The sequence below is a fragment of the Loktanella atrilutea genome, assembly GCF_900128995.1.
Lineage (GTDB): Bacteria > Pseudomonadota > Alphaproteobacteria > Rhodobacterales > Rhodobacteraceae > Loktanella > Loktanella atrilutea.
Genome location: NZ_FQUE01000004.1, coordinates 230,160 through 245,951, shown reverse-complemented (window position 1 = coordinate 245,951; position 15,792 = coordinate 230,160). Strand labels below are relative to the sequence as shown.

At 69.4% G+C, this 15,792-nt stretch carries 15 protein-coding genes; 11 read left to right on the top strand and 4 right to left on the bottom strand.

Annotated elements, in window-relative coordinates:
- Positions 1–38 precede the first annotated feature (38 nt).
- From BUA54_RS10935 to BUA54_RS10920, 4 genes are all read left to right on the top strand, one after another.
- Positions 39–707 carry a glutathione S-transferase family protein gene (locus tag BUA54_RS10935; RefSeq protein WP_072857288.1) on the top strand — a complete coding sequence of 223 codons (669 nt, stop codon included), beginning with the start codon at positions 39–41 and terminating at the stop codon, positions 705–707.
- On the top strand, positions 707–2,080 hold the full coding sequence (locus BUA54_RS10930; RefSeq protein WP_072857287.1) for an L-serine ammonia-lyase: 1,374 nt from the start codon (positions 707–709) through the stop codon (positions 2,078–2,080). The genes BUA54_RS10935 and BUA54_RS10930 overlap by 1 nt, the downstream gene beginning before the upstream one ends.
- A gap of 150 nt (positions 2,081–2,230) precedes the next feature.
- Complete coding sequence (locus BUA54_RS10925; RefSeq protein WP_281250642.1) at positions 2,231–3,202, top strand: DMT family transporter; 972 nt, start codon at positions 2,231–2,233, stop codon at positions 3,200–3,202.
- A complete protein-coding gene (locus tag BUA54_RS10920) occupies positions 3,199–4,131 on the top strand; it encodes a DMT family transporter (RefSeq protein WP_072857285.1) in 933 nt (310 codons plus the stop codon). The genes BUA54_RS10925 and BUA54_RS10920 overlap by 4 nt, the downstream gene beginning before the upstream one ends.
- Here BUA54_RS10920 and BUA54_RS10915 read toward each other — a convergent pair.
- Positions 4,046–4,708, bottom strand: a complete 663-nt coding sequence (locus BUA54_RS10915; RefSeq protein WP_072857284.1) for a thiamine diphosphokinase — start codon at positions 4,706–4,708, stop codon at positions 4,046–4,048. The genes BUA54_RS10920 and BUA54_RS10915 overlap by 86 nt on opposite strands.
- 139 nt (positions 4,709–4,847) lie before the next feature.
- Here BUA54_RS10915 and BUA54_RS10910 point away from each other — a divergent pair, with 139 nt between their 5' ends.
- Positions 4,848–7,310 (top strand): hypothetical protein, encoded by a 2,463-nt coding sequence (locus BUA54_RS10910; protein WP_072857283.1) that lies wholly within the window; start codon positions 4,848–4,850, stop codon positions 7,308–7,310.
- Positions 7,311–7,382: 72 nt separating this feature from the next.
- On the opposite strand, the gene BUA54_RS10905 is transcribed toward BUA54_RS10910, so the two are convergent.
- On the bottom strand, positions 7,383–7,622 hold the full coding sequence (locus BUA54_RS10905) for a DUF2842 domain-containing protein (protein WP_072857282.1): 240 nt from the start codon (positions 7,620–7,622) through the stop codon (positions 7,383–7,385).
- Positions 7,619–8,914, bottom strand: coding sequence for an adenylosuccinate synthase (locus tag BUA54_RS10900; protein WP_072857281.1), 1,296 nt, complete (start codon positions 8,912–8,914; stop codon positions 7,619–7,621). Before BUA54_RS10900 ends, BUA54_RS10905 begins: the two co-directional genes overlap by 4 nt.
- A gap of 236 nt (positions 8,915–9,150) precedes the next feature.
- On the opposite strand from BUA54_RS10900, the gene secG reads away from it, so the two are divergent.
- Both secG and BUA54_RS10890 read left to right on the top strand, forming a co-directional pair.
- The gene (gene secG / locus BUA54_RS10895; RefSeq protein WP_072857280.1) at positions 9,151–9,801 is read left to right on the top strand and encodes a preprotein translocase subunit SecG; all 651 of its coding nucleotides are present in this window, start codon (positions 9,151–9,153) and stop codon (positions 9,799–9,801) included.
- 163 nt (positions 9,802–9,964) lie between these two features.
- Positions 9,965–11,608, top strand: a complete 1,644-nt coding sequence (locus BUA54_RS10890; RefSeq protein ID WP_072857279.1) for a CTP synthase — start codon at positions 9,965–9,967, stop codon at positions 11,606–11,608.
- A 288-nt stretch (positions 11,609–11,896) separates the two neighbouring features.
- Here BUA54_RS10890 and BUA54_RS10885 read toward each other — a convergent pair whose 3' ends face one another.
- The gene (locus tag BUA54_RS10885) at positions 11,897–12,679 is read right to left on the bottom strand and encodes a MipA/OmpV family protein (RefSeq protein ID WP_072857278.1); all 783 of its coding nucleotides are present in this window, start codon (positions 12,677–12,679) and stop codon (positions 11,897–11,899) included.
- 103 nt (positions 12,680–12,782) lie between these two features.
- On the opposite strand from BUA54_RS10885, the gene rlmJ reads away from it, so the two are divergent.
- The 4 genes from rlmJ (at position 12,783) to BUA54_RS10865 (ending at position 15,704) form a co-directional block, all read left to right on the top strand.
- Entirely contained in the window at positions 12,783–13,565 is a 783-nt protein-coding gene (gene rlmJ / locus BUA54_RS10880; protein WP_072857277.1) for a 23S rRNA (adenine(2030)-N(6))-methyltransferase RlmJ, read from the top strand.
- Positions 13,566–13,610: 45 nt separating this feature from the next.
- Positions 13,611–14,045 carry a tellurite resistance TerB family protein gene (locus BUA54_RS10875; RefSeq protein WP_072857276.1) on the top strand — a complete coding sequence of 145 codons (435 nt, stop codon included), beginning with the start codon at positions 13,611–13,613 and terminating at the stop codon, positions 14,043–14,045.
- 53 nt (positions 14,046–14,098) lie between these two features.
- Positions 14,099–14,878 carry an ABC transporter ATP-binding protein gene (locus tag BUA54_RS10870; protein WP_072857275.1) on the top strand — a complete coding sequence of 260 codons (780 nt, stop codon included), beginning with the start codon at positions 14,099–14,101 and terminating at the stop codon, positions 14,876–14,878.
- A 103-nt stretch (positions 14,879–14,981) separates the two neighbouring features.
- Positions 14,982–15,704: a transporter substrate-binding domain-containing protein gene (locus BUA54_RS10865; protein ID WP_072857274.1), complete on the top strand. Its 723-nt coding sequence runs from the start codon at positions 14,982–14,984 to the stop codon at positions 15,702–15,704.
- Positions 15,705–15,792: the final 88 nt, after the last annotated feature.

The window sequence follows — 15,792 nt, the reverse complement described above, 5'->3', positions numbered from 1 at the left end:
GGACTGACGCCGCCCCAAGGGACGGCTAGTGTCGCCGCATGGAATCCCTGCGCCTGCATTACGCCCCCGACAACGCCTCGCTCTGCGTGCGGCTGGCGCTGGAGTTCGGCGGCATCCCCTACACGACCGCCCTTGTGGACCGGGCGAACGCGGCACAGCGCCAGCCCGCCTATCTCGCGATCAACCCTGCCGGGCTGATCCCCGCGCTGGACACGCCGCACGGCCCGGTGTTCGAGACGGGGGCGATCCTGCTCTGGCTGGCGGACCGGACCCCCGGCCGCCTGTTTCCCGCCCCGGACGCGCCGGCGCGGGGTCAGGCGCTCAGCTGGCTGTTCTGGATGGCGAACACGCTGCACCCGACCCTGCGCAGCCTGTTCTATCCCGACCAGTACCTGCCCGCCGCCCCCGCCAGCCTGCGCCACGCCGCCCGGCACCGGATCGCCACACACCTCGACCTGCTGGAGGACGCATGGGTCCCCGACCACGTCCTGCAGATGTGCTACCTTGCCCCGATGCTGCGCTGGCCCGCGCTCTACGGCGGTCAGACCGACTGGTACGACCTCGGCCGCTGGCCGCGCCTGCATCTTTTCGCGCAGGTGTTCGAGGCGATGCCCGCCGCGCAGGCCGCCGCGCGGGCCGAAGGGCTGGGCCCGACACCCTTTTCCGCGCCGCACCCGGCCAATCCGCCCGAAGGACGCCCGATCTGATGTTCCTCTCCGTCTTCGACATGTTCAAGGTGGGGGTGGGCCCCTCGTCCTCCCACACCATCGGCCCGATGGTGGCCGCAGCGCGTTTCCTCGATCACCTGCGCGCGCAACCGTTTTCCGTGGCGGGCGTGCGTGCCTCGCTGCACGGGTCACTCGCCTTTACCGGCGTCGGCCATGCGACGGACCGTGCCGTGATCCTCGGCCTTGCCGGGATCCGGTCCGACGCCTACGACGCCGACGCGGCAGAGGCGGCGCTGGCGGCGGTGAACGCGACGCACTCGATCACGCCCGACGGCCTGCCCGTGCTGCGGTTCCACCCCAGGGACGACCTGATCTTCGACTACGGCCCCGCCCTGCCCGGCCACGCGAACGGCCTGATCTTCAAGGGCTTGGACGCCGAAGGCGATACGGTGACCCAGGTGACTTACTATTCCGTCGGCGGCGGCTTCGTGCTGACGGACGGCGAACTGGCTGCCGGAAAGGACACCGACGACGGACCGCCGGTGCCATGGCCGTTCCGGACTGCCGCGCAGATGGTGGACATGGCGGAAGGCGCGGGCAAGACCATCGCGCAACTGAAGCGCGAGAACGAGTTGAGCCGGCGCAGCGGCAAGGACCTCGACGCCGGGCTGCAGCGGATCTGGGCGGTGATGTCCGCCTGCATCGACCGCGGCCTGACGACGGAGGGCACCCTGCCCGGCGGGCTGAAGGTGCGCCGGCGGGCCAAGGGCATCCACGACGCCCTGCTGGCGGAACGCGGTCTGAACCAGCCCGCACCGCATACGATCAACGACTGGATGTCCGCCTATGCCATGGCGGTGAACGAGGAGAACGCCGCCGGCGGTCAGGTGGTCACGGCACCGACAAACGGCGCTGCGGGCGTGGTGCCGGCCACGATCCGCTACTGGCTGGATCACGTGCCGGGTGCGGCCGTGTCGCGGGTGCCGGACTTTCTGCTGACGGCGGCTGCGATCGGCGGCCTCATCAAGTTCAACGCCAGCATCTCTGGCGCCGAATGCGGCTGCCAGGCAGAGGTAGGCAGCGCCGCCGCCATGGCCGCCGCCGGCCTCTGCGCCGTGCTGGGCGGCAGCCCGGCGCAGATCGAGAACGCGGCCGAGATCGCGCTGGAGCATCATCTTGGCATGACCTGCGACCCGGTGCGCGGGCTGGTGCAGGTCCCCTGCATCGAACGCAACGGTCTGGGCTGCATCAAGGCGGTCAGCGCCGCCAGCCTTGCCCTGCGCGGCGATGGCGTACACCTCGTGCCGCTGGACGCGGCGATCGAGACCATGCGCCAGACCGGCGTCGACATGAGCGAGAAGTACAAGGAAACCTCCCTCGGCGGGCTGGCGGTCAATGTTCCGAACTGCTGACCCCCAGGCGCCGAATTTTCGTCGAAAATTCGGAACCCGCCCCGTGACGCCGGCCGCAATGATCCCGCCAGGTGGCAGCCCGTTGTCATGCCCGGGCGATCCCGTCGGCCAGAGGCCGCCGAATTTTCGCCGAAAATTCGGACACCGCCCGTGACCCGGGCCGATCGCATCCTGCCCGGGATCGTCCTGATGCTGGGGTTCTGCGCCACGGCACCGCTGATCGACGCGGCGTCCAAGCTGGCAGGTCAGAGCCTGCCGGTCGGACAGATCACCACGGCGCGCTTCGTCGTGCAGGCGGCGCTGATGGCGCCGGTCTGCCTGCTGCTGGGGCAGTCCGTCCGGTGGCCGGCGGGGGCGGGCCGGGCCCTCGCGGCCCGGGCGCTCTGCCTGATCGCCTCGACCTATTGCTTCGTCGCGGCACTGACGGTGATGCCCATGGCCGACGCGCTCGCCATCGCCTTCGTCGAGCCGTTCCTGCTGCTGATCCTCGGTCACCTGATCTTTGCCGACCCGGTCGGACCCCGCCGGATCGCCGCCTGCGTCGTGGGGTTCGCCGGATCGCTGCTCGTGATCCGGCCCAGCCTCGCGGCCTTCGGCCCGATGGCGCTGTTCCCCCTCGGCACGGCGCTGTCCTTCGCGCTTTACATGCTGGTGACGCGAAGCCTGTCGCGGCGGATGCACCCGGTCGCGATGCAGTTCCATACCTCCACCGTCGCGATGGCGCTGTGCCTGCCGGTGATGCTGCTCGCCGCCGGTCGCGACTGGCCCACCCTGTCGCCCGTCTGGCCGCAGGGCCTCGGCTGGGTCTGGCTCGCCGGGGTCGGGGCGGCGTCGGCGGTGGCGCATCTGATGATGACCTATGCCCTGCGCGCCGCCCCCGCGGCGACGCTGGCGCCGCTGCACTACCTCGAGATCGTCAGCGCCGTCGCCCTCGGCTATGCCGTCTTCGGCGACTTTCCCGACCTGCTGACATGGGCCGGGATCGCCGTCATCGTGGCCTCCGGCCTCTACATCATCGCGCGAGAGCGTCAGACGGCACGGCAGCCCGCGACGCTGGCGATCGCCGTGGGTCTAACGCCCCAGAACCTGTCGCCACGCGACGTGCAGAAGCCCGTCCCGTGACCGGCGACCGTCCCTTCGCGGGAATCCTGCTGATGCTGGGGTTCTGCGTTCTGGCGCCCTTGGGCGACGGCATGGCCAAGCTTCTGGGCACCGGCACCGGCCTGCTGATCCTGATGCTGTCGCGATTCGTCACGCAGGCTGCTTTCCTCGGGGTCGCGGCCCTGTGGCAGGGCGAGAGCCTGCGCGCGCCCCGCGGCACCCGCGGTCTGGTCGCCCTGCGCACCGTGCTGCACATCGGCGGCATGGGCCTGATGTTCGCGGCCCTGCGGGTGCTGCCGCTGGCCGACGCGCTGGCGATCGCCTTCGTCATGCCTTTCATCGCGCTGCTGCTGGGCTGGGCGCTGCTGGGCGAGGCGGTGGGGGCGCATCGCCTTGGCGCCTGCGCCGTGGGTTTCGTGGGCACACTGCTGGTCATCCAGCCGAATTTCGTCGCCGTCGGCGCCGCGGCCCTGCTGCCGCTGGGGGTCGCGGTCTGCTTCGCCGGCTTCATGCTGGTGACGCGCCACATCTCGCGCCGGGTGGGCGCGTTGCGGATGCAGGCGATCAGCGGCTGGCAGGCCAGCGTGCTGGTCGGCCTCGCCGTCCTGCTGGTCCCGGACCGCGGACTGACGGCCCTGCCCGCGTCCTCTGACCTTGCGATGCTGGCGGTGATGGGAATCATGGGCACGGTGGCGCAGCTGATGATGACCGCCAGCCTGCGGCTGGCCCCCGCCGCCACGCTCGCCCCGATGCAGTATCTGGAAATCCCCTTCGGCACCGCGATCGGCTGGGTGATGTTCCGCGACCTGCCGAACGGCCTTGCGGCCTTCGGCATCGTCGTCACCGTCGCCGCGGGGCTTTACGTCATCGTCCGAGAACGACGTCTGTCACGACCCCTGCGGCCTGTCGCGGCAGGGTCAGCAGGACCGGGCCTGCCACCTGCAGCCTGACCGGGTCCGACGCCACCGCGTTGGAACTGCTGACCAGCCCGTCCGGCGCCATCGCACGGTCGTTCAGATCCCAGCGCAGCCCCGCGCTGCTGACCCGCGCCGCGCCCAGCGGCAGCACGCCCAGACGGAGCCCCGCCGCCAGCGGCCACAGGCTTTCGCCCGCGGGCAGCAGGACGCAGACATCGTCCCGCGTGACCAGCACCACATGGCAGGCCCGCAACCGTGCCAGCACACCCAGCGTCGACAACGTGTGATCCAGCCGCCCGCCGAGGAATCCCGCCGCAAGGATCAGGGGCGCCCGGATGCGGGTCAGGCATTTCTCGAAATCCGTGGTATCCTGCTCTGCCACCGGATGCAGCACGGCGGCAAAGGCCGTGCGGGCGGCTTCGGTCAGCGAATCCATGTCGCCGATCACCGCGACGGGGGACCGTCCCGCCCGCAGCGCATGGTCCGCGCCGCCGTCGGCGGCCACGACCATTGGCGCAAGGCGCAGGCACATGTTAAGGTCGCCCGCGTCTATATCGGCACCGCCCAGAAGCGTGACAGGAGTCGCTGCGTGAACAATCGGCTGGATCATGGGGTATTGTCCTCTTTCGGGCGACATTCCTTGAAAGGGACACGAAATCAACCCGTCGCAACCGCCTGCCGGTGCCGCTTTGCGATCCAATTGCTGGTAAACAGGCTCTCACCTGGAGTGGCAGAAAGCGAGCGAAATCATGGTTGAGTCGAGCAAGATTCTCACCGTTTCCTATGGCACATTCTCGTGCACACTGGAGGGATTCGATGATTCCTTCTCGACGATGAAGGCGATCGCGGAATACTTCCGCGACCTGGCCGCGGGCGACCGCTATTTCGGGGCAGAGCCGCCGACGCCCGATGCAGAGATGCTGACCCGGATCGCAGAGCGCGAGATCTCGCGCCGGGTGGAGATGCGGTCGAGCACCACGGGAATCGTCCTGCGCGCCAGCGAACCGGACCCCGGGGCGTCGATGCCGCAGGTGGCCGACACGCCCGTTGCCGCACCGCAGCCGCAGGTGGAACCGGCACAGGCCGCGCCAGAGAAGGCGCCGGCGCCACAGGTCGCGGACCTTCTGCAGCCCGCGAATGCCGCCGCTGCCGCGGATATCGAAACCCTTACCCCAAAGGCGGAGGCGGATGAGACGCCAGTCGCCGTGCAGGACCCTGCGCCGGCGATGCCGCCCGCCCCGCGTCCGCCGCAGCAGCGTCCCGCCGTCGCCCGCGCCGCAGAGCTGGCCCGTGCTTCGGCAGAGGATGCGGATGTCGCCGATGACACCGCCGAGGTGGCCGCCGACACACGCCCTGACGTCACTGCCGCGCCACCGCGGACGGTGGTCCCCGCGCACCCCGATGCGGACAGCGTCGCGGCCAAGCTGCAGCGGATCCGCGCGGTGGTCGGCGGCGTGCCCCTCGCGACGCCCTCTGCCTATGCCGAGGATCAGGATGACGCCGGGGGCGACGGGATGGGCCTGTCGGCGCCGACGTCGCCCAAGGCCGAACCTACGCCGGGCGACACCGTGCAGAGCCGCGAAGGCACAGCCGACATCGACGTCGCGCCGGCCGCCACCGGAACGGACCCGGTCCCGCTGCCCGATGCCGGGGCCGACGACGCCCTCGACGCAGCAGACGGGAATGATGGGGACCCGTCCCGGGACAGGGTCGATGATGCGGCCGAACAGGACGCCGCGAAGGTCGAGACCGACGGCGACGCCGTGACGTCGGCCGAGGAGATCACCAATTCCGCCACGACCGACGAGGCGTCCGAAGACGCAGCGACCGACGCCACGGATGACACCGACGACCAGATCTCTGCCGTGCTGCGCAACCTGCGGCGGGCCGGGCTGCGCCAGACCCCGCGGGATCAGGCGGTAGCTGCACCCGTGGCGGCCGCGACACCCGACGACGGCGGCGATACGGCGCCGCGCGACGCCGATGCCGCCGCCAACCCCACGCCCGTCGTCGCGCCGGTCGTGCGGCCTGCCGCCCCCCGCGGCCGGATCCTGCGCGTCACCCGCCGCCCCCGCGATCCCGAGGCCGCGATCCCGCCACAGCCGTCCACGGCACCGGCGCCCGCCGCGGTCACACCCGCGACGCCGGCCCCGTCCCAAGCCGCCTTCCCCGAGGCCCCGGCAGACGACAACGCGCCCGCCACATCCGAGACCTCGGCCGCAGCGATCGTCCCGGACGCCCCCGCCGCGGACGAAACCCGGACCGATGACACCCCGTCGTCCAGCCACGAAGACGACTTCGCCGATTCCGTCGCGGCCCGCGATGGCGCCGAAGACCTGATGGACTTCGACCCCGACACCATCGAAAGCACCCTGTCGGAAGACGACGAGGCCGATCTGCAGCGCGAGCTCGCGGCCCTCGCCGCGGAGCAGGAGGCCGCGCAGGTCCTTCGCGCCGCCACGGCACCGGCCGAAACCGACGCCGACCACGCAGCGGCGCAGGACGACGCCCACCCGAAGGCGCGCCGCGACCCCCTGCCCGGCACCTCCGAGGCGGAAATGTCGCGCATCATGTCGCAGGCCGACGACGAACTCGCCGACCCCGAGGCGAGCCGCCGCCGCAACGCGATCGCCCACCTCAAGGCCGCCGTGGCCGCGACAGAGGCCGCGCGCCAGCTGGGCGAACCGAAGTCCGACCGCGCCACCACCGAAGACGTGTTCCGCGACGACCTGCAGAAGGTCGTGCAGCCCCGCCGTGCGTCCCGCCCCGAGGCCGCGACCGAGCGGTCGGAGCGTCCGCGTCCCGCGCCCTTGAAACTGGTGGCGAGCCAGCGCATCGACCTCGTCGATACCGCACCGGCGGAACCGGTGCAGCCGCGCCGCATCGCGACACCTGCCGCCGCGGCCACGACCGCGCATGATGTCGGCAACTTCGCCGAATTCGCCGCGCAGATGGGCGCGACCAGCCTGCAGGACTTGCTGGAAGCGGCGGCCGCCTACACGGCCTTCGTCGAAGGGTCGGAGGATTTCTCGCGCCCGCACATCATGCAGAAGGTCAAGCAGACCGTGGCCGAGGATTTCAGCCGCGAGGACGGCCTGCGGTCATTCGGCACGCTGCTGCGCCAGGGCCGCATCGAACGGGTGCGCAACGGCCGCTTCGCGGTGTCGGCCCGCACCCGTTTCCGGCCGGAGTCGATGGTCGCCGGCGGCTGACGTCGGCCGCTTCGGAACGAAGAAAGGCGGCGGGATCACTCCTGCCGCCTTTCGTCTTGTCCGACATACCGTTCAGTCGTCGCGGTCGTCCGGGTCCGCCTGACCGATCCCGCGAAAGATGCTGCGGAACGGCCAGGCCCAGAGGATGCCAAGCCCGACATAGATCGCCAGTTCCAGCCAGATCGACGGCCGGTCCAGCGTCGAGGTCACGGTGACCGCCACGATGATATAGGCCGGCAGACCGATCACGAGGATCACCAGCGCCCACCGCTTGCGGGCGCGGTAGCTGAGGTTGGCGAACCAGCCGTTCATCGCGCCGCGAAGGGATCGGTGACGAGGATCGTGTCCTCCCGCTCTGGCGAGGTCGAGACCAGCGCGACGGGGCAATCGATCAGTTCCTCGATCCGGCGGACGTACTTGATCGCCTGCGCGGGCAGGTCGTTCCACGATCGCGCGCCTTCGGTCGATTCGGACCAGCCGGGCATTTCCTCGTAGACCGGAGTGCAGCGGGCCTGCGCGTCGGCGGCGGTCGGCAGATAATCCAGCGTGGTCCCGTCAAGGTCGTAGCCGGTGCAGATCCGCAGCGTCTCGAACCCGTCCAGCACGTCCAGCTTGGTCAGCGCGATCCCCGACACGCCGGAGGTGGCGCAGGTCTGCCGCACCAGCGCCGCATCGAACCAGCCGCAGCGCCGCTTGCGGCCCGTGGTGGTGCCGAACTCGTGGCCGCGCTCGCCCAGCTTCTCGCCGTCGGCGTCCTTCAGTTCGGTCGGGAAAGGGCCTTCGCCGACGCGGGTGGTATAGGCCTTCACGATGCCCAGCACGAAGTCGATGGCGCCCGGTCCGACGCCCGTGCCCGTCGCCGCCTGCCCGGCGATCACGTTGGACGAGGTCACGAAGGGATAGGTGCCGAAGTCGATGTCCAGCAGCGCGCCCTGCGCCCCTTCGAACAGGATACGCTTGCCCTCTTTCCGGCGGTCGTTCAGCACCTTCCAGACCGGGGCCGCGTATTCCAGGATCGCCGGCGCGACGTCCCGCAGTTGTGCGAGCAGGGCGTCGCGGTCGATCGGTTCCAGCCCCAGCCCGCGGCGCAGGGCATCGTGGTGCACCAGCGCGCGGTCGACCCGCAGTTCCAGCGTGGCGTCGTCGGCGAGGTCGGCGACCCGGATCACCCGGCGCCCGACCTTGTCCTCGTAGCACGGCCCGATGCCGCGCCCGGTGGTGCCGATCTTGGCGACATCCGCCTGGTTTTCCCGCGCACGGTCAAGCTCGCCGTGGAACGGCAGGATCAGCGGCGTGTTTTCGGCGATCATCAGTGTCTCGGGCGTGATCTCGACGCCCTGCGCGCGGATCGTCTCGATCTCCTTCAGCAGGTGCCAGGGGTCCAGCACCACGCCGTTGCCGATCACGCTCAGCTTGCCGCCGCGCACCACGCCAGAGGGCAGCGCGTGCAGCTTGTAGACGGTGCCGTCGATGACCAACGTGTGACCGGCGTTGTGACCGCCCTGAAAGCGGGCGACGACGTCGGCCCGCTCGCTCAGCCAGTCGACGATCTTGCCTTTTCCCTCGTCGCCCCACTGGGCGCCGACGACGACAACGTTTGCCATGATACCAGGTCCTCTGCCGGAAATTCCGCTGACCGCTATATGCGTCCCGGCGGGGTCATGAAACCGAAAAACATGCGGCACGGCGAAGCGGAGCCACAAAGCCGCCCGCCCGGCGCCGGATCGCGCCATTCCGCCATTGACAGGCGGTCCCGGACGCGCCGTGCTTTGGGGTTGCGGCATGGGGTCCTTCGGCATAGACAGCGCCGAACCGCAGGCAACCCGCAGGCCCCTTCGTCATGCAATACGAAAACGTCGTCCTTGTCATCCACCTGATCCTCGCGCTGACGCTGATCGGGACCGTGCTGCTGCAGCGGTCAGAGGGCGGCGGTCTGGGCATGGGCGGCAGCGGCGGCGCCACCGGCAGCCGGCCCGCGCCGACGGCGATGGGCAAGGTGACATGGATCCTGGCCCTGTGCTTCATCGCGACCTCGATCGCGCTGACCATCATCGCGGCAGAAAATGCGGCCGGCGCCTCGGTCGTCGACCGGCTGCAGGATGCGCCCGTGTCGGAACCGGCCGCGCCCGCCACGCCGGGCCTCGGCAACGATCTCCTTCCGCCGCCGGCGAACGATGCGTCCCTGACGCCCGGCGCCACCGATGCCGCCCCCGCGGCGACGGCGCCCGCCGACGCAACCGTGCCGGCACCGGATGCCGCGGCACCCGACACGACACCTGACGCACCTGCCGCAGAGACGCCGGCGACGGAGGCACCCGCAGCCACCGCCCCAGCCAATACGGCCCCGACTGAAGCAGCCCCCGCCAATACGGCCCCCGCTGCGACAGCCCCGTCCGACACTGCCCCCGCCGATGCGGCGCCTGCCGATGCGGCCCCGGCTGCGGATGCGCCTGCCGCCGGCGATACCGCGCCGGCGCCGGCCGGAAACTGACGCCGCACCGCCCACTAGACGTTGCCGCGCCTGCGCGCGGCACATCATGATCTTGCGTCACGGGTTGCGCCGGGTGGCCTTTTCGGGCTATCCTCAAATCCCGTGATGATGCGATCCCAAGGGGTTCGCAGTCTGCAATTCTGACACCCACGGGGGCCCTTCCATGGCACGTTTCATTTTCATTACGGGCGGCGTCGTGTCGTCCCTGGGCAAGGGCCTCGCCTCCGCCGCCCTCGGCGCACTGCTGCAGGCCCGCGGCTACACGGTCCGCCTGCGCAAGCTCGACCCCTACCTGAACGTCGACCCCGGCACGATGTCCCCCTTCGAACATGGCGAGGTCTTCGTGACCGACGACGGCGCGGAAACCGACCTCGACCTCGGGCACTACGAACGCTTCACCGGGGTCGCGGCGCGGATGACCGATTCCATCTCCTCCGGCCGGGTCTATTCGACGGTGCTGGAAAAGGAACGGCGCGGCGACTACCTTGGCAAGACGATCCAGGTCATTCCCCACGTTACCAACGAAATTAAGGACTTCATCCGCATCGGCGAGGACGAGGTCGACTTCATGCTCTGCGAGATCGGCGGCACCGTCGGCGACATCGAGGGCCTGCCCTTCTTCGAGGCGATCCGCCAGTTCGCGCAGGACAAGCCCCGCGGCCAGTGCATCTTCATGCACCTCACGCTGCTGCCCTACCTCGCCGCGAGCGGAGAGCTGAAGACCAAGCCGACGCAGCACTCGGTCAAGGAGCTGCGCAGCATCGGCCTCGCCCCCGACATCCTCGTCTGCCGGTCCGAACACCCGATCCCGGAGCGTGAGCGGGAAAAGATCGGCCTCTTCTGCAACGTCCGCAAGGACGCCGTCATCGCCGCCTACGACCTCAAGTCGATCTACGAGGCGCCGCTGGCCTACCACGCGCAGGGCCTCGACCAGGCGGTGCTCGACGCCTTCAACATCTCGCCCGCGCCGGCGCCGAACCTTGCCGTCTGGCACGACGTGGCCGACCGCATCCACAACCCCGAGGGCGAGGTCAGCGTCGCCATCGTCGGCAAGTACACGCAGCTGGAAGACGCCTACAAATCCATCGCAGAGGCGCTGACCCACGGCGGCATGGCGAACCGGGTCAAGGTGCGGATCGACTGGGTCGACGCCGAACTCTTCGACCGCGAGGATGCCGCCCCCTACCTCGAAGGCTTCCACGCGATCCTCGTGCCCGGCGGCTTCGGCGAACGCGGCACCGAAGGCAAGATCAAGGCCGCGCAGTTCGCACGCGAAAAGGGCGTGCCCTACCTCGGCATCTGCCTCGGCATGCAGATGGCGGTGATCGAGGCTGCGCGCAACGTCGCGGGCCTGACCACCGCCGGGTCGGAGGAATTCGACCACGAATCCGGCAGCCGCCGGTTCGAACCGGTGGTCTACCACCTGAAGGAATGGATCCGCGGCAACCAGACCGTCGCGCGCAAGGCCGACGACGCCAAGGGCGGCACCATGCGGCTGGGCTCCTACGACGCGGTCCTGCGCGAAGGATCCCGCGTGGCCGATGTCTACGGCACCACGGCGATCGAGGAACGCCACCGCCACCGCTACGAGGTCGACACCCGCTACCGCGAAAAGCTGGAAGCGACGGGCCTGTGCTTCACCGGCATGTCGCCCGACGGCAAGCTGCCGGAGATCGTCGAATGGGCCGACCACCCGTGGTTCATCGGTGTCCAGTTCCATCCGGAGCTGAAGTCGAAACCCTTCGCCCCCCACCCTCTCTTCGCCGACTTCGTCCGCGCCGCCGTGGAAAACAGCCGCCTGGTCTGACGTCCCCCCTTCTTCTCGTCGAAAATACCTCGGGGGTGCGGGGGCAGCGCCCCCGCGCATCGCCCCGATACCCCCTCGGCCTCTGAAATCAGCGCGCCCGCCCCCCGCCAGCCCCCTCTTGCCATGGTCGAGAATATCTCGGGGGTACGGGCGCGGCGCCCCCACGCATCTCCTTCCGCAACACCCGGACACGAAAAAGGCGCGTCCGCAGCCGGACGCGCCTGTCGCAGGGGACGGCGGGCGGGGCGCCTCGGCCCGTCAGGGCCGACAGCGCCGCACCGCCGTCGCTCAGAAGCTGAAGCGCCGCGTCAGCACCAGCCCGGCAGAGGTCATCGAATCCTTGCCCTGCCGCACGATCGGGCTGTCCTCGGCGTCGTTCACGAACCGGTCGTAGCGCACCAGCGCCTTCATCGACCAGTCGGGGGTGAAGTCGTAGACGGCAGAGGCCTCGACCCCCTGACCCAGCAGTCCGCCCTTGGCGTCGTAGCCGGCCGCTGGCGTGAACTGCCCGACGCGCGACCCCAGCGCCTTCGCCCGGGCGGCCTCGGCCGCGGTCACGCCGAAATACTGCTGCGCGAATTCGTCGTCGGCGAAGGACAGGCGCGGACCGACCCGCAGCTCCAGCCGGTCGGAGGGGCGGAAGATCGCATCGGCGCCGATGTCGCCGACGAGGGCAGAGTGCCCGGTCACGCCGTAACGCGCCACGGCAAAGAGGTAGTAGTTCTGCGCCGTGTAGGTGATGCCGCCGCCCAGTTCGATGGCGGCATCGATCGGGTCGGTGCCCGCCAGCTCGCGGTATTTCACGCCGTTGCGTTCGTTGATGAAGCCCAGCGATCCGGTAAAGCCTAACCCCATCGCGTCCACCCCGTTGGAGTCGCCGAAGTGCAGCGGCCCGATATTCAGCTCCTGGATGTCGAAGCTGCCGCCGATCCCGGTCTCGTAGTCGGAGGATCCGAAGTAGCCCGGCTGGATCTGCGGGCCGAGGCCGATGGAGAAGGTGTTCTGGGCTGCGGCCGCGACCGGCAGAAGTGCCGCGAGGACGACTGCGGGCAGCAGGCGGGAAAGGGTCATGGTGCTGGCTTTCAGGACTGGGATCAGGATTGCGGGGACACTAACAGCAAAGCCCCGACCGGCAAGGCTTCACGACGCTGCCAAAGCACGTTAGGGCAGAGTGATGCTATCATATCAACACGCCTATCACGCGGGCAACATGGCCGACGTCCACAAGCACGCCCTGCTGGCGTGGATGCTGGACTACATGACGCGCAAGCCCAAGCCGCTGTCGTATCTCGAAACCCACGCCGGCCGCGCGCTCTATGACCTGTCGGGACCGGAGGCCACCAAGACCGGCGAGGCGGCGCGCGGCATCGCGCTGGCCGCGGACTGGTTCGCGCCGGATCACCCCTTTGCCCGCGCGCTGGCGAGGGTCCGCGCGGATCACGGGCCGCAGGTCTATCCCGGCAGCCCCCTGATCGCGCAGACAACCCTGCGGTTCGAGGACGAGATCACGCTCGCCGAACTGCACCCGGCAGAGGCCGCGGCCCTGCGCACCGCCCTGCCCGGCGTGACCGTCAGCCAGACCGACGGTCTGGCCATGGCCCTGTCCCGCTGCCCGCCGGACCCGCGCCGCGGCCTGCTCCTCTGCGATCCCAGCTGGGAGGTGAAATCGGACTACGACGACGTGCCCGAGTTCCTGCGCAAGCTGCACCGCCGCTGGCCGGTGGGGGTTCTGGCGCTGTGGTACCCGGTCCTGACCGACGCCCGGCACAGGCCGATGCTGCGCGCCCTGCACCGCCAGTTTCCCGATGCGATCTCTCATACCGTGAACTTTCCGCCCGCGCGGCCCGGTCACGGCATGGTCGGCTCCGGCCTCTTCGTCGTCAATCCGCCCTACGGCTTCGTCGAAGAGGCAAAGGCCCTGTCACGGCTTTTTGCGCGGGTGGAACCCCAGACCTGACCGGCCGCCCTTTCCGCGCCCCCGCCCCGGCCCTATAACAAGCCCATGTTTGCAGATCTCCTTCGGCGCATGGCCGCCCCCGCCCCCGACCGGATGCCCGACGGCGACGCCCGTCTTGCGCTGGGTGCCCTGCTGGTCCGCCTCGCCCGCGCCGACGGCCGCTACGAACCGGTCGAGAAGGAACGGATCGAGGCCATCCTCTGCCGCCGCTACGGCCTGACCGACGCCTCCGACCTGCGCCTGCAGTGCGAGGACCTCGAATCGCAGGCGCCCGACACCGTCCGCTTTACCCGCGCGATCAAGGACGCGGTGGATTACGATCATCGCCTGTCCGTGATCGAGGCGATGTGGCAGATCGTGCTGGCCGACGGCAGCCGCGACGCGCAGGAGGACAGCATCATGCGCATGGTCGCCCCGATGCTGGGCGTCACCGATCAGGACAGCAACGCGATCCGCATCCGGATCGAGGGTCAGGCCTGACCGCGCACGGACCCCGTTGCAAATCCCCGCGTTCTGCGGCCTAATTCGGCCCCATGAACACAGCAAAGCCTCCCGTCATCGCGATCCGCAACCTGCACAAGGCCTACGGCTCGCTCGAGGTCCTCAAGGGCGTCGACATCACCGCCCCCGCGGGCCACGTCGTCTCGCTGATCGGATCGTCAGGGTCGGGCAAGTCGACCCTGCTCCGCTGCGCCAACCTGCTGGAGGACAGCCAGCAGGGCGACATCGTCTTCGACGGCGAACCGGTGAAGTGGAAGGGCGAGGGGCTGCACCGCCGCCCCGCGGACCATGCCCAGATGATCCGCATCCGCACGAACCTGTCGATGGTGTTCCAGCAGTTCAACCTCTGGGCGCACATGACGATCCTGCAGAACGTGATGGAGGCGCCCCTGACGGTGCTGAAACGCGACCGGGCAGAGGTCGCCGACGCCGCCCGCCGCTATCTCGACAAGGTGGGAATCGGTGACAAGGCCGATGCCTATCCTGCCCAATTATCAGGCGGTCAGCAACAAAGGGCGGCGATCGCCCGTGCGCTTTGCATGGAACCCAAGGCGCTCCTGTTCGACGAACCGACCTCCGCCCTCGACCCCGAGCTGGAGCAGGAGGTGGTGCGCGTCATCAAGGCGCTGGCAGAGGAAGGCCGCACCATGCTGATCGTGACCCACGACATGCGCATGGCCCATGACGTCAGCGACCACGTCGTGTTCCTGCATCAGGGCCTGATCGAGGAACAGGGCGCCCCTGCCGACATCTTCAGCAATCCGCAGACCGACCGGCTGCGCGGCTTCCTGTCGGCCAGCGTCCCCGCCTGACGCAACGTCAAACCGCCCCCTCTTGCCATCAGCCACTTTTCGCTTAACCCTTCGCCGATCAACGGGCCGCAACGCCGGCCCATCCAACGGGAGACGACACCGCATGAAACTGACACTCACCGCCGCAGCCCTGTCGCTGCTTGCCGGATCCGCCATGGCACAGGACGTGATCCGCCTCGGGACCGAAGGCGCCTACCCTCCGTACAACTTCATCAACGACGCAGGAGAGGTCGACGGGTTCGAGCGCGTGCTGGGCGACGAGCTGTGCAAGCGCGCCGAGCTGAACTGCACCTGGGTCACCAACGACTGGGACAGCATCATCCCGAACCTCGTGTCCGGCAACTACGACGTCATCATTGCCGGCATGTCGATCACGCCGGAGCGGGAAGAGGTCATCGCCTTCTCCGACCCCTATACCCAGCCCGATCCCAGCGCCTTCGTCGCGATGAACGGTGACGCCGACCTGTCGTCGGGCATCATCGCCGCCCAGACCGGCACGATTCAGGCGGGCTACGTCGCCGCCGACATGCCCGACGCGACCCTGCTGGAATTCGCCACGCCAGAGGAAGCCGTGTCCGCCGTCCGCAACGGCGAGGCCGACGCGGTGCTGGCCGACAAGGCCTACCTCGCCCCCATCGCAGAGGCGGAAGCCGACCTCGATTTCGCCGGTGACGACGTGCTGATCGGCGGCGGCATCGGTCTTGGCCTGCGTCAGAGCGATACCGAGCTGAAGGCTAAGTTCGACACTGCCATCCAGTCGATGAAGGACGACGGCAGCCTGAACACGCTGATCACCGACATGCTGCCCGGCTCCGCTCCGTTCTAGGACACATGCGCCGCGCGTCCCGGTGACGCGCGGCGCATCGCCTTCATCTGACAAGATAAACTCAAAAGACAGCAGTCAGGGATCCCGC

Excerpts from the sequence above, each read along its gene's own strand:
- BUA54_RS10935 (WP_072857288.1), top strand. The coding sequence starts at position 39 with ATGGAATCCCTGCGCCTGCATTACGCCCCCGACAACGCCTCGCTCTGC.
- BUA54_RS10930 (WP_072857287.1), top strand. The coding sequence starts at position 707 with ATGTTCCTCTCCGTCTTCGACATGTTCAAGGTGGGGGTGGGCCCCTCG.
- BUA54_RS10915 (WP_072857284.1), bottom strand. The coding sequence starts at position 4,708 with ATGATCCAGCCGATTGTTCACGCAGCGACTCCTGTCACGCTTCTGGGC.
- BUA54_RS10910 (WP_072857283.1), top strand. The coding sequence starts at position 4,848 with ATGGTTGAGTCGAGCAAGATTCTCACCGTTTCCTATGGCACATTCTCG.
- BUA54_RS10905 (WP_072857282.1), bottom strand. The coding sequence starts at position 7,622 with ATGAACGGCTGGTTCGCCAACCTCAGCTACCGCGCCCGCAAGCGGTGG.
- BUA54_RS10900 (WP_072857281.1), bottom strand. The coding sequence starts at position 8,914 with ATGGCAAACGTTGTCGTCGTCGGCGCCCAGTGGGGCGACGAGGGAAAA.
- secG (WP_072857280.1), top strand. The coding sequence starts at position 9,151 with ATGCAATACGAAAACGTCGTCCTTGTCATCCACCTGATCCTCGCGCTG.
- BUA54_RS10890 (WP_072857279.1), top strand. The coding sequence starts at position 9,965 with ATGGCACGTTTCATTTTCATTACGGGCGGCGTCGTGTCGTCCCTGGGC.
- BUA54_RS10885 (WP_072857278.1), bottom strand. The coding sequence starts at position 12,679 with ATGACCCTTTCCCGCCTGCTGCCCGCAGTCGTCCTCGCGGCACTTCTG.
- rlmJ (WP_072857277.1), top strand. The coding sequence starts at position 12,783 with ATGCTATCATATCAACACGCCTATCACGCGGGCAACATGGCCGACGTC.
- BUA54_RS10875 (WP_072857276.1), top strand. The coding sequence starts at position 13,611 with ATGTTTGCAGATCTCCTTCGGCGCATGGCCGCCCCCGCCCCCGACCGG.
- BUA54_RS10870 (WP_072857275.1), top strand. The coding sequence starts at position 14,099 with ATGAACACAGCAAAGCCTCCCGTCATCGCGATCCGCAACCTGCACAAG.
- BUA54_RS10865 (WP_072857274.1), top strand. The coding sequence starts at position 14,982 with ATGAAACTGACACTCACCGCCGCAGCCCTGTCGCTGCTTGCCGGATCC.